Below are 12,747 nucleotides of genomic sequence, written 5' to 3'. Positions count from 1 at the left end.
TTGCACGTCGCTTATTGATGCGCTTGCAACAGATCGGTGGCAATGCGCTGCGTTTCGGGGTCATTGCCGAAGGCTTCGATCCAGTGGACATCGGGCTCGCGGCGAAACCAGGTGAGCTGGCGCTTGGCGTAGTTGCGATGGCCCTGCTGGGCTTCGGCGATGGCCGCTTTATCACTGACGCCCTTGAGGAGAACCGACTGCGCCTGACGGTAGCCGAGGGAATCGAGGGCTTGGACCGGACCGTAGCAGGCTAGGAGTGCGCGGGTCTCTGCGACGAGACCGGCGACGAACATCTGGGCGCAGCGTTGATTGATGCGATCGTACAGCGCGGCGCGGGGCGGGTTGAGGCCGATGCGGAGGAGGCGGAAGCCGGTGAGCGGGTCGCGTGTGAGCACCTGCGACATGGGTTGGTGCGCGGCGAGGCAGACTTCGATGGCGCGGATGAGCTTGGGTGTGTCGTTGGCGTGTATGCGATCCGCAGACGGCGGATCGAGCCGCAGGAGCAACCGGTGCAACCACACTTCTCCGTGCTGATCAGCGCTTCGGCGCAGTCTCTTGCGCAGATCCTCCTGCCGCGAAGGGCCAGTGAAGAGGCCTTCAGTAAGGGCGCGGAGATAGAGGCCGGTGCCGCCGGTGACGATGGGGAGTTTGCCGCGGTTGGCGATTTCGCGCAGGGCGGCGCGGGCCTGACGGCTGTACTCGCCGGCGGTGAAGGGCTGCTCGGGGTCGGCGACGTCGATGAGGTGATGCGGGATGCGGGAGCGTTCTGCGGGCGTGGGCTTGGCGGTACCGAGGTCCATCCCGCGATAGACAGAGACGGAGTCGCAGCTAATGATTTCGCCGTGAAAGCGTTCGGCCAATGAAAGCGAGAGCGCGGTTTTGCCGCTGCCCGTCGGGCCGAGGAGGAGAACGGCGAGAGGGTTGCGTTCGTCAACCATTCCGCCCCTCAGGTGGCATGGCTTCAAGTGAAGTTGATGCCTTGTCGCTATCCCACCCAAACCGCAAGAGCGCGGCTTGGATGGGGCACCCACCGCGGTGCTCCGTCCGCGAAGGACTCATGGGCGCCACCAGCCGGGAGGGAATATCCATCGGGGATTGGTGTGGAAGAGCCACCAGGCGACAATCGCGGCGGCAATGATGAGCAGGCCGAACGTCTGATTGCGGCGAAAGAGGCGGCGTTGTTCGATGCGACGCTCGTCTTCGGCCAACTGCTCCTGGTAAGGCTTGATGCGGCGTTCGACCATGCGTGTGCTCTCTTCGGCGGATGCGATGCGCACGCCGGTTCACCACGCACCAGTATAGGGGCTGCTGCGGTACGAATTTTACGAGGATGCGGAGTGGGATTTTCAGCAACGTGCGGTGCCCGCATGCGTTTTAAGCCGCATGGGCGTTCGTTTGACTTACACCGGCTCAATTGCAGACCATAGCTTTTCGAGCTTCGGCGGAACCGAAGCCGCATGAGGCACGAAGATGAAGGTTTTGATCCTTGGTTCGGGTGGACGCGAGCATGCGCTGGCTTGGGCGGTGAAGCGCAGCCAACGTGTGACGGAGGTGGTGTGCGCGCCGGGCAACGGCGGCATTGCGCAAGTGGCCCGCTGCGTTTCCGTCGACATCAAGGACGTGGGCGCGATGGTGCGGTTGGCGGAGGTGGAGCAGCCGAGCCTGACGATTGTGGGGCCGGAAATGCCGCTGTCGCTGGGCGTGGTGGATGCGTTTCGCGAGCGCGGCTATCGCGTCTTTGGACCGACGCGCGATGCGGCGCGGCTGGAGTCAAGCAAGGCTTTTGCCAAGCAATTCATGAAGCGTCACCAGATACCCACGGCCAACTACGCGGTTTGCTCCGACACGGCAGAAGTGGACGAGGCGATCAAGCACTTCCACCCGCCGGTAGTGGTGAAGGCGGACGGACTGGCTGCGGGCAAGGGCGTGATTATTTGCCCGACGCGCCAATTTGCGATCGATGCGGCGCATGGAATTTTCAGTGGCGAACTGCTGGGGGTGGCCGAGAAACAGGTAGTGATTGAGGAGTTCCTTGAAGGCGAGGAAATAAGCTTTCTGTGCCTGAGCGATGGCGAGCACGTGATACCGCTGGTTCCGGCGCAGGATCACAAGCGGATTGGCGAAGGCGACACAGGACCGAATACAGGCGGCATGGGCGTCTACTCGACCAGCGAGATGCTGGAACCAAAGATGACGGAATGGATTCTGCACCACATCGCCGAGCCCACCGTGCGGGGAATGGCGGAGGAGGGAACGCCGTTTGCGGGCGTGCTCTACTGCGGGCTGATGATGACGGCACGCGGGCCGCAGGTGCTGGAATACAACGCACGTTTCGGCGATCCGGAGACGCAGGCGATCCTGATGCGCCTCGAGTCGGACGTGGTGGATGCGCTGGAGGCTTGCATCGATGGCCGAATTGCGGAAACAGAGATGCGCTGGAGCCATGGCGCATCGGCCTGCGTGGTTGCGAGTTCTTCAGGGTACCCGGGGAGCTACAAGACCGGATTGCCGATCAGCGGGCTGAGCCTTGCGGCGCAGACGCCGTGCGTGGAGGTCTTCCACTCAGGCACGTCGCGGCTCGGCAACCAGATTGTGACCAGCGGTGGGCGAGTGCTGGGAGTTACGGCAAGCGGCGACACGCTGAAAGAGGCGCTGGCGCGCGCATATGAAGCGCTGACGCAGATTCATTTTGAAGGGATGTATTATCGGCACGACATCGGCCACAAGGCTCTGAAACAGCAGGGTCCGTAGCAATGCGATTGCGCAGCGGAAAGCCAGAGGATTCGGCGGAAGAAAGTCCGGTCAGCTAGCCACGGGGGGCGCGGTCGGCGCGGCGGGAACGACCTTCGGCTGCTTTTGGAAACAGGCCCGGCAGAGAACGGGCCTGCCCTGCGTGGGCTTGAAGGGGACTGTGGTTTCAGTGCCGCATTCCGAGCAAGTGGTTCGCGTTTCAGAACGGACCCGGCTGCCGCTTGCGCGCTTTGCCTTGCATTGCTTGCAGTGCTTGGGGTCGTTCTTGAATTGTTTGTCGTGGAAAAACAGTTGTTCGCCGGCGGTGAATACGAACTCCACTCCGCAGTCGTTACACTTCAAAACTCTGTCGACAAATTCCATGGCCGGCCTCCCCAAAGCAGGGAGGACGTTCGAAATCGGCCATGACCTTGAGAGCTTGCCGGTCCCGTTTCCCTGTCTTTGAACGTCCTTGAACAACAAGGGCCCGGGCCGCAGCAAATGGAGCGGCTACAATTCAGCGTCTCCGGAATACGCGAGACCTAAGTATTTCGCGCTGATTGAAGCTCAACGTTCAGCGTAATGTGAAAAGTACAGTCACGACATGCCGCCCGATGGTCTTGCTATATGGCTATTCTCGCCGGGGGGACAGTAAGTATAGCCCGGACGGCATATGTCGCAATGTGTTTTTACTGACTTAATCTTGCTCTTTACGAGCCTTTTTGCGATTCCGCTTGCGTGCCAGTGCTGCTTTCACGCGGCGCTTTTCACCGGGTTTCAGGTAGTAGGAATGACGCTTCACTTCCTTGATAATGTCTTCCTGCTGTACTTTTCGCTTAAACCGGCGCAGCGCGTTCTCAAGCGGTTCGCCTTCCTGCAAACGAACCTCTGCCAAAGGGTGCCACCTCCAAACCTGCCAAAGGGCCACATTCATGATACCGGAAGTGGCTGTGGTCAGCCAACTTATGTAAAACCTTTGGATTTGACTTCCGTGCTTTTCGGAAGGCAATCCAACCGCTTCCCGGCTTTTTCCTGACGGGTACACTAATGGCCCGTAACTTGATTGAATCCGGCGACCTGCCGGCTCGCTTACACTGGATTTCTGAGGTTCTGCAATCGCAATGATCCGACGCTACCAGGGGCATTCTCCGGTTATTCCCGCAAGCTGCTATGTCGATCTTTCCGCGCAAGTGATTGGTGACGTCGAACTTGGGGAGAATTCGTCCGTCTGGATGAACGCCGTACTCCGGGGTGACGTGAATTCGATTCGAGTGGGCTCGAATTCGAATGTGCAGGACTGCGCGGTGTTGCATGGGCAGCGGCATTTGTATTCGGTGTCGGTGGGCGACTGGGTGACGATCGGCCACAACGCCACGGTGCACGGCTGCGTGGTGGAGGATGCGGTGCTAATTGGAATGGGTGTGACAATTCTGAACGACTGCCGGATCGGCGAGGGATCGATTATTGCGGCGGGCGCGGTTCTGCCGGAGCACACAGTGGTTTCGCCCCGGACGTTGTGGGCGGGTGTACCGGGCAAACTGCGGAGGGAACTTGGCGATCAGGATCGAAAACTGATTCTTGAGTACGCGCAGAATTATCTCGACTACACAAAGATTTATCTCGCCGAGGCTGATAAGTAACGCGAGAATGACGATTCGTTCATCTGAATTGAAGATGAAGATCGTTTAGCATCAAAGAAACCCGTGAATAACTCTGGCAAGATTATTCAACATTTCTCCCGGCATGTCGGTTTTGTCTTTCTGCTTGCTACCTGCTTATGCGTGAGTGTTGAAGCGCAGACATGGCCGCCCGCTACTTCGGTGCCGAATGCGCCGGAGCCGCAGGAACCGGTGACGCTGCGGGCGATGCCGCTGAACCTTTTGAAGGATCAGGGAATGATCTGGTCGAGTCCGGCGCGGATCCGTGGCGAAGACTTCGGCTACCTGATTCCGCTGGGGCTTGCGGTAACAGGCGCGATCACCACCGATCACCAGGCGATGAGCGAAGTGGTTTCGCGCAATGCCAGCTTCAACAACGCCAATACCAATGCCTCGAACGTGCTGCTGGGCCCGTTTATCGCCGCGCCGGCCGCGATGTTTGCCGTGGGACACTTGGCGGGAAACGATCATGCGCGCGAGACCGGGATTCTGGGCGGCGAAGCGATTTTGAATGGCCTGGTTGTGGAGCAGGGGATGAAGCTCATGTTCTTGCGCGAACGACCCACTGTGGACAACGCGAAGGGCAAGTTCTTTCAAACGAGCGTGGGATGGGATTCATCGTTACCCTCGTCTCACAGCGTGATCGCGTGGTCGAGCGCGGCGGTGCTGGCAGAGGAATATCCGGGCCGGCTGAATCAGATCGGCTTCTACGGTTTGGCCACCGGAGTGAGCCTGACGCGCGTGCTGGGCCAGCAGCATTTCCCTTCCGATGTGCTGGTGGGAAGCGCCTTCGGATGGATGATTGGGCATTACGTTTACAAGAAGCATCACCGCTGGCACGCGTCCGACTTGCCGTAGGCGCCAGACGATTTCTTCGCGTTTCAATTCACCCTGCGCTACACTTGCGGCGTGTTCCTTCGCAGGCAAGATCGCACTCTGCTGTGTTGCTGCGTGCTGGCCGCTTTCGGTCCATTGGTGTTTGCGCAGGGACCGGCAACCGATCAGGTCACCATCAAGGTCACGGACCAGACTAGTGCGCCGATCCCTAACGCACGCATTCGCGTGGTTCCAGGTCCGGACCACCCGCCGGCACCGATGGAGACGGGAGCGACGGGCGAGTTGGCACTGCAATTGAAACCGGGCGGCTACGCGCTCTTCACGTCTGCCCAGGGCTTTAAATCCGATATTCGGCACATTGAAATCCGAACTTCCCCGGCTGGTACGGTCGTTCCCCTTGTATTGAAGGTAATGAGCGGCGGTGGTCCGGTTGTTGTCGTTTCTGAGGAGGAGGCAAGGAAGCAGGCTCAGAGCCTGTTTCTTTATGCGATGCCGTATCGCGGAGATTGGCAGATCACGCAGAAAGAATTCGCAGCTATGCCGCAAACCAGGGTTGAGATTCGCAATCTCGAAACAGGTGCAACGGAGAGATACGGCGGTGTTCGAATCTCGGATTTGCTGACCCTCGCGGGTGCGCCGATGGATGACGCCTCGATCGACATTGCAACGAGATCGTACCTGAAGGCGAACGAAGCGGTATTTTCGCTTGCAGAGCTTGCGCCGGGGCTTCACGAAGGCGAGATTCTTGTCGCCGACTCGCTGAATGGCCTGCCGCTGGATTCTGCGCACGGTCCGTTTATGCTGGTTGTTTCCGCAGACAGACGGCGGATCCGGTGGGTCAGGAATTTGCGGAGGATCGTGCTGTACCCGTAGGACCTGGCTCTCCATCCAAAGACCAGAGTTTTCTGCTCCTTCAGGTCCTCACACGGTTTCTTCTCCTTGACAATCTACACATCGCGTTTTATAGGTAGATTGTCTAGGAGACGCTGAAATGGCACCACTCGAAAAGGCAGACCTGCTGCAGGGAACGCTTGACCTGCTGATTCTGAAAGTCGTGGCTCTTGGCCCGGTGCATGGCTATGGAATCTCGCAGCGCATTCGCCAGATCTCGTCCGACGTGCTGCAGGTGCAGCAGGGTTCGCTGTATCCGGCGCTGCACCGGCTGGAGGAGCGCGGATGGCTGGAGGCGGACTGGGGCGAGTCAGACAAGGGCAGGCAGGCGAAGTTCTACAAGCTTTCGGCGAAGGGGCGCAAACAGCTGGCTGCGGAAGAAGACACGTGGAACCGGCTTTCGCGGGCCGTGGCCCTGATTCTGGAAACGGCGCGGTAGGAGATGGAGATGAACTGGAAACGCTCCCCTCGTAAACCGGCTCGCGAAGATGCAGTCAATGAGGAAATCGGCTTTCACATCGCTGAATTGACCGAGGATTACATCGCGCGAGGCATGTCGCCCGAGGAAGCACGTCGTCGCGCGTTGCTCGAATTCGGGGGGCGGGAACAGGTGAAGCAACAGCTGCGGGAGGTGCACATCTCGCCGGTGTTCGAGGGCTTTGCGTTCAACCTGAAGGCAGCGATGCGTTTTCTGCGCAAGTCGCCGTCTTTTTCGATCGTCGTGATTCTCACGTTGGCGCTTGGGATCGGTGCCAACAGCGCGGTGTTTTCTGCGATCGACGCGATCATCCTGAGACCCTTGCCATTTCCGCACAGCAACCAATTGGTTGCGCTTTATCAGCATGACTACAAGGGGCGAGACGCTAACGTTTCTGTTGCCCCGGTGCGCCTGGAGGACTGGAACCGGCTGAACTCGACATTTCTGGCAATCAGCGGGTACTACTTCGACGATCTTTCTGAGACGTCCGGGTCGCTGCCGGAGAAGGTAACCGAGTGTCTTGTCGCGCCACGTTTTCTGGAGGTCATGGGAGTTTCGCCCATGCTGGGTCGCGAATTCACAGCGCAAGAGGAGCACTGGGGAGGCTCAAATTCCGCACTCATCAGCTATACGTACTGGCAGCGGCATTTTCACGGTGACCCGGGCGCAGTCGGACAAAAGCTGCACATCGGCGATTACTCCTACGCGATTGTCGGAGTGATGCCCTCGTCGTTTCAGTTTCCGAAAAATGAAGTGGATGTATGGACTCCGAGCGCGCCGGATGCGCCGTTTGCGCAGCGGCGCGATGAAACGTGGTTTACCGTGATTGGGCGAATGAAGCCGGGCGTAGCGCTTGAGAAGGCGACGGCCGATCTGGCTACTGTGCAGAGCCGGCTGGGCAAACAATTTCCCAAGCCGGATGCGGAGCTGACGGTCCAAATCGCTGCGCTGAAAGACGTGATCATCGGAGAGTCGCGCAGTTCGCTTTGGCTGCTTTACGGATCGGTTTCGCTACTGTTGCTGATCGCCTGCTCGAATATTGCGGCGCTGCTGCTGGCGCGGACGACGGAGCGCGAACACGAGGTATCGATTCGGTTTTCTCTGGGTGCATCGCGGTCGGCAATCGTGGGACAGCTTTTGACGGAGGTTTTCGGTCTCGCGCTGCTGGGTTCGCTGGCAGGGCTGCTGGTTGCGGCCGCCTCGGCGCGGGGCTTCCACCTGCTGTCAAAAACACTGCCGCGCGCCGATGAGATCGGGCTGAATTGGCAGATCGTGGGATATACGCTGGTCGCCGCGGTGCTGACCACTTTGCTGTGCGGGCTGTTCCCTGCACTGCGCGGGACGCGACGTACGCTGGCGCGCTCACTCGCCGCTGGAGGGCGTACTCAGGTCTCGACGCGAGGCACGCTTCAATGGATGCTGGTGGGCATGCAGATAATGCTGGCGGTCACGCTGCTGATCGGCGCGGGGCTGTTGTTGCGCAGTTTTCAGCAACTCGCACGCGTGCATCCCGGTTTTGAACCCAGCCACGTGTTGACATTTCAAGTCAGCGGATCGTGGGGCGAAACCAGCGAGATGAAGAATGTGATCCAGCGCATCGATCGCACCCTGGAGAGCCTGCGTGCGTTGCCCGGCGTGGAGGCTGCATCGACGGCGGCGATGCTTCCCGGCGTTCCGTCGCAGTATCAGATTGAATTCAAGATCGACGGCAAGCTGGAACCGGGTCATCCGATTCTCGCGGACAGCCGGTATGTCTCGGCCGGCTACTTCGAGACGATGCGGATCCCGCTGCTTATGGGCGAGAGTTGCAGACAGGCCTCGAAAACCAGCGACATCCTGGTGAATCGCGCATTCGCTGACAGATACATGGGGAACACCCTGGCGGTCGGCCATCAGCTTTCGGGTGCGATCTACAACGATTTTCTTCCGCAAGGGACGATTCGCGGGGTCGTGGGTGATGCCCGCGAGGAAGGCATGAGCACGCAGGCAGCGCCCACGGTGTATTCATGTTTCAGCGCGCCGGATCCATTTCCCAATTACCTGGTGCGCACGCATGGCGATCCGATGGCGATGGCGGAGACGATTCGCCGGAGGATTCATGAGATTGAGCCAGCCCGGTCTGTCTACGCATTTGCTCCGCTGCAGGAGCACCTGGATGAGGCTTCGCAGGAGAATCGACTGCGTACCATGCTGCTGACGGTCTTTGCTGCGACCGCAATTCTGCTGGCCTGCATCGGACTGTACGGCACGTTGAGTTATCTGGGCCGGCTTCGCCAGCGGGAAGTTGGGGTTCGACTGGCGCTGGGAGCGATGCGCAGCCAAATTGTTGCACGATTTCTTTTGCAGGGTTTACGAGTTGCCGTGATTGGGTGCGCGGCAGGGCTAGTGCTTGGCCTGGGACTGTCGCACTTCATCGGTTCGATGCTGTACGGAGTGTCCAGTGTTGATCCGGCGACGTATGGAGGAGTGGTTTGCCTTATCCTCGTGGTCGCTGCCTGCGCGTCGCTGGTGCCTGCGCTTCGAGCGGCTCGAGTGGAACCGGTGCAGGTGTTGCGGGAAGAGTGAATGCCAGTTCAGAGTTCGTAGTTCTGAGTTAGAAGACGGCTGAGACACTTTATCGACTTCGAACTTTGGACTACGAGCTTTGAACTGTTCTTAGACCGGCAGCGGGTTTCGCTCGGGGAAGTTGCGCTGGTGCCAGTAGGGGTAGACCGGTGTGACCGCACTGGCTTTGTCGAGTTTGGCAACCTGATCCGCGGTAAGGTTCCAACCCACGGCGTCGAGATTCTGCCGGAGCTGCTCTTCGTTGCGCGCGCCCAGGATTATCGACGACACGGTGGGACGCTGCAGAACCCAGTTCAACGCGACCTGTGGAATGCTCTTGCCTGTTTCGGCAGCAACGGACTCCAACGCATCGACGACCGTGTACAGAAATTCGTCCGCAACCGGAGGGCCTGCGTCTGCTGTCTTGTGGAGTCGGCTTACCTCGGGCAGCGGCTTGCCGCGGCGGATCTTGCCCGTGAGACGGCCCCAGCCGAGAGGACTCCAAACCAGCGCGCCTACTTTCTGATCGAGACCGAGCGGCATCAGTTCCCACTCGTATTCGCGGCCCAAGAGCGAGTAGTAGACCTGGTGGGCCACGAAGCGCGTCCAGCCGTAGCGATCGGCAACGGCGAGCGACTTCATCAAGTGCCAGCCGGAGAAGTTCGAGGCGGCGATGTAGCGCACCTTGCCTTCGCGGACGAAGGTATTGAGGGTGTCTTGTACTTCATCGACGGGGGTGAGCGCGTCGAATCCGTGCAGGTGGTAGATGTCGACGTAGTCAGTACCAAGGCGGCGCAGGCTGCCGTCAAGGGCCTGGCGCAGGTGATAGCGAGATGTGCCGCGATCGTTTGGCCCATCGCCCATAGGGAAATAAGCCTTGGTGGAAATGAGCGCACGCTCGCGCTTGCCTGCCAAGGCCTTGCCCAGAATCTCTTCAGAACGGCCGTTCGAGTAGCCGTCGGCGGTATCGAAGAGATTGACGCCGGCTTCGAGGCAGATGTCGATGAGACGGGTGGCTTCAGCGACGTCAGTGTCGCCCCATGCTTTGAAGAATTCGTTACCGCCGCCGAACGTGGCAGCGCCAAAACTCAGTGCAGAAACTTTGAGGCCGGAGCCTCCGAGAAGTCTGTATTCCATGTCGTTTGGATTACCGCACCCCGATGGAAGATGCACCGGTTTCGTGGTTCCGCGTGAGGCGCCGCATTCGAGTGAGGTCGAAACAGGGTCACGACTTTGATTGGCTCGCATTCCCAGATTGTCATTGAGCCGCGAATTTCGAGCATGCTAAACTCAATCCACTTTCCACGTTGAGCAGAGATTCTTTCGCTCCTTCCCCAAGCGGCGAGGCTGAGGTTCGATCTATGGCTTCGATTTCCCAGGACACGATGGTGCGTTCGATCAACCCCGTCACAGGGCGCAACGGGTTGGTGGACCGGTACTTCTATTTTGCGATGTCACTGCTGCTGGCCGCGATAGTGGTGTTGGGCTTCAGCCGCACCGTTGACCAGCACCTTCTCCATGCCGCTCCACCGCGCCCCATGTTGCTCTGGATACATGGCGCGGCCTTCTCCGCCTGGGTGGCCTTCTACATCTTTCAATCCGCGCTGGTCCGCACGCGCAACGTCAAGTGGCATCGCTTCTTCGGCTGGTTCGGAACGGGGCTGGCCGCGTTCATGGTACCGCTGGGCTTCACCGTTGCCATCATCATGACCCGCTTTGACATGCACGTTTTGAAGCAGACCGGCATCGAGACGTTTCTTGCCATTCCCTTCTTTGACATGCTGGCCTTCAGCCTCTTTGTCGGGCTCGCCATATATTGGCGCAAGCAGCCGGAACTACATCGCCGCCTGCTCTTCATCGCCACTTGCGGGCTGATGGACGCCGCCTTTGGGCGCTTCGACACCATCTTCAACCACAACCTCTACTTCCTCTGCCTTGATGGCGTCATGCTGCTCGGAGTGGCGCGCGATCTTCTTGTCAATCGCAGCGTTCATAAGCTCTATCGGGTCGTGCTTCCGCCGCTCTGGGTCGCCCAGGCCCTCACGGTCTACCTCTATGCGGGCAGCCCCGCCTGGTGGCTGAGGCTTACGCGATCGATCGTGGGATAGGCGGGGTCCGCGAGAGGCCGACCGCGCCGCTTCGGTGGCGCGATGTGCCCATTTAAACTGGATGGGATATGGCCACGTTGAAAGCTGTGCGCGGTACGCGTGATTTGTTGCCGCCGGAAACCGCGCTATGGAATCGGATTGAGGCGACCGCGCGCTCCGTCTTTGCTCGCTACAACTTCGGCGAGATCCGGACGCCGGTTTTCGAGGATACGTCTCTGTTTGCGCGCGGGGTTGGCGAGGAAACGGACATTGTTTCGAAAGAGATGTACACGTGGGAAGATCGGGCGCGGGCGCAGTCGGAGAAACCGCAGTCGCTAACCTTGCGGCCGGAGAACACGGCTGGCGTGGTGCGCGCGTATATCGAACACAAGCTGGGCGATACGGGACAGTTGCAGAAGCTGTATTACATTGGGCCGCAGTTCAGGCGGGAGCGTCCGCAGAAGGGGCGGTACCGGCAGTTTTCGCAGATCGGGGCGGAGGTGATCGGGCCGCCGACGGCGGGCAGCGAATCGCCGCTGCGAGACGCGGAAGTGCTGGAGATGCTGGCCACGCTGCTGGATGAGATGGGGATCACGGGGTGGTCGCTCGAGATCAATTCGGTGGGGTCGGCGGCGGATCGCGCGCGGTATAACGAGACGTTGCGCGAAGCACTCATCCCGCTGGCGCCGAAGATGTGCGTGGATTGCCAGCGGCGGGCGGTGACGAATCCGCTGCGGGTGCTGGACTGCAAGGTGCCGGAGGATCAGCCGATCATTGAGACTCTGCCGAAGATTGTGGATTCGCTGGATGAGGCGTCGAAGACGCATTTCGCAGCCGTGACGGCGGCGCTGGATGCTGCGGGAGTGCCGTACACGCGGAATCACCGGCTGGTGCGGGGTCTGGACTACTACACGCGGACGACATTTGAGTTCACGCATGGTGGGCTGGGAGCGCAAAATGCGCTGCTGGGCGGCGGTCGTTATGACGGGCTGAGCGAGGCAATCGGTGGGCCGAAGGCTCCCGGCATCGGCTTCGCCATGGGTGAGGACCGGCTGGTGCTGACGCTGCAGGCGCTGGAGGCGGCCAAGTCGGAAAAGAGCGATGCGTATATCGCGCCGCTAGGCGAGGGTTTGAATCCTGCCGCGCTGGCGCTGGCGCGGGAACTGCGTCGGGGGGGCCTCAGCGTGGAGTTGGGAGACGGAGCATTTCGCTTGAAAAAGTCGTTTGAGGCGGCCGAGCGCACGGCGCGGCGGATCGTGATCCTGGGCGAGGACGAGCTTCAATCCGGTATCCTGACGGTGAAGGACTTCTCAACCGGTATACAGACAAGGGTTCCGCGCGCGGAGTTGGCTCGGGCGCTTTCAGCGCCTAGTGGACAGTGAACAGTGGTCAATGTTCAGTCTGGATCATTGCTTCCACCCAGACTGACAGGCTTTGCGCTGATTCCCTCCGGGGCTAAATGCCCCACTCACTTTAATCGTCTTGCGGCACGACGAAAGCCGTGTCCTTGCAAGAGAGCGAA

Annotated in this window: 13 protein-coding genes; 8 read left to right on the top strand and 5 right to left on the bottom strand. The window is 59.9% G+C overall.

Features of this window, described 5'->3' with window-relative positions; translation table 11 throughout:
• Window positions 1-11: 11 nt before the first annotated feature.
• Window positions 12-938, bottom strand: a complete 927-nt coding sequence (gene miaA, locus VK574_RS14815; RefSeq protein ID WP_472800627.1) for a tRNA (adenosine(37)-N6)-dimethylallyltransferase MiaA — start codon at window positions 936-938, stop codon at window positions 12-14.
• A 117-nt stretch (window positions 939-1,055) separates the two neighbouring features.
• A complete protein-coding gene (locus tag VK574_RS14810; RefSeq protein WP_472800626.1) occupies window positions 1,056-1,277 on the bottom strand; it encodes a hypothetical protein in 222 nt (73 codons plus the stop codon).
• 193 nt (window positions 1,278-1,470) lie between these two features.
• Between VK574_RS14810 and purD the strand changes: the two genes are divergently transcribed.
• Entirely contained in the window at window positions 1,471-2,751 is a 1,281-nt protein-coding gene (gene purD, locus VK574_RS14805; protein ID WP_472800625.1) for a phosphoribosylamine--glycine ligase, read from the top strand.
• 51 nt (window positions 2,752-2,802) lie between these two features.
• On the opposite strand, the gene VK574_RS14800 is transcribed toward purD, so the two are convergent.
• On the bottom strand, window positions 2,803-3,114 hold the full coding sequence (locus VK574_RS14800; protein ID WP_472800624.1) for a zinc-ribbon domain containing protein: 312 nt from the start codon (window positions 3,112-3,114) through the stop codon (window positions 2,803-2,805).
• Between the two features lie 313 nt (window positions 3,115-3,427).
• Window positions 3,428-3,625 (bottom strand): 30S ribosomal protein S21, encoded by a 198-nt coding sequence (rpsU, locus tag VK574_RS14795; protein WP_109489384.1) that lies wholly within the window; start codon window positions 3,623-3,625, stop codon window positions 3,428-3,430.
• Between the two features lie 226 nt (window positions 3,626-3,851).
• Here rpsU and VK574_RS14790 point away from each other — a divergent pair, with 226 nt between their 5' ends.
• The 5 genes from VK574_RS14790 to VK574_RS14770 all read left to right on the top strand — a co-directional run bounded on the left by VK574_RS14790 (window position 3,852) and on the right by VK574_RS14770 (window position 9,159).
• A complete protein-coding gene (locus VK574_RS14790) occupies window positions 3,852-4,370 on the top strand; it encodes a gamma carbonic anhydrase family protein (RefSeq protein WP_472800623.1) in 519 nt (172 codons plus the stop codon).
• 63 nt (window positions 4,371-4,433) lie between these two features.
• The gene (locus VK574_RS14785) at window positions 4,434-5,246 is read left to right on the top strand and encodes a phosphatase PAP2 family protein (protein ID WP_472800622.1); all 813 of its coding nucleotides are present in this window, start codon (window positions 4,434-4,436) and stop codon (window positions 5,244-5,246) included.
• A gap of 93 nt (window positions 5,247-5,339) precedes the next feature.
• On the top strand, window positions 5,340-6,098 hold the full coding sequence (locus VK574_RS14780) for a carboxypeptidase-like regulatory domain-containing protein (protein WP_472800621.1): 759 nt from the start codon (window positions 5,340-5,342) through the stop codon (window positions 6,096-6,098).
• Window positions 6,099-6,216: 118 nt separating this feature from the next.
• Window positions 6,217-6,555, top strand: coding sequence for a PadR family transcriptional regulator (locus VK574_RS14775; protein WP_472800620.1), 339 nt, complete (start codon window positions 6,217-6,219; stop codon window positions 6,553-6,555).
• Between the two features lie 9 nt (window positions 6,556-6,564).
• Window positions 6,565-9,159 (top strand): ADOP family duplicated permease, encoded by a 2,595-nt coding sequence (locus tag VK574_RS14770; RefSeq protein ID WP_472800619.1) that lies wholly within the window; start codon window positions 6,565-6,567, stop codon window positions 9,157-9,159.
• Window positions 9,160-9,249: 90 nt separating this feature from the next.
• Here the strand turns inward: VK574_RS14770 and VK574_RS14765 are convergent, their stop codons facing one another.
• On the bottom strand, window positions 9,250-10,275 hold the full coding sequence (locus tag VK574_RS14765; protein ID WP_472800618.1) for an aldo/keto reductase: 1,026 nt from the start codon (window positions 10,273-10,275) through the stop codon (window positions 9,250-9,252).
• Window positions 10,276-10,499: 224 nt separating this feature from the next.
• On the opposite strand from VK574_RS14765, the gene VK574_RS14760 reads away from it, so the two are divergent.
• The gene (locus VK574_RS14760) at window positions 10,500-11,246 is read left to right on the top strand and encodes a hypothetical protein (RefSeq protein ID WP_472800617.1); all 747 of its coding nucleotides are present in this window, start codon (window positions 10,500-10,502) and stop codon (window positions 11,244-11,246) included.
• Between the two features lie 68 nt (window positions 11,247-11,314).
• The gene (gene hisS, locus VK574_RS14755) at window positions 11,315-12,607 is read left to right on the top strand and encodes a histidine--tRNA ligase (protein ID WP_472800616.1); all 1,293 of its coding nucleotides are present in this window, start codon (window positions 11,315-11,317) and stop codon (window positions 12,605-12,607) included.
• The last annotated feature ends 140 nt before the right edge of the window (window positions 12,608-12,747 follow it).

The sequence above is a fragment of the Occallatibacter sp. genome (assembly GCF_035317045.1).
In the GTDB taxonomy this organism is placed as follows: domain Bacteria; phylum Acidobacteriota; class Terriglobia; order Terriglobales; family Acidobacteriaceae; genus Telmatobacter.
Note: the sequence above shows the minus strand (reverse complement) of the source record. Positions and strands in the feature narration are given on the sequence as shown.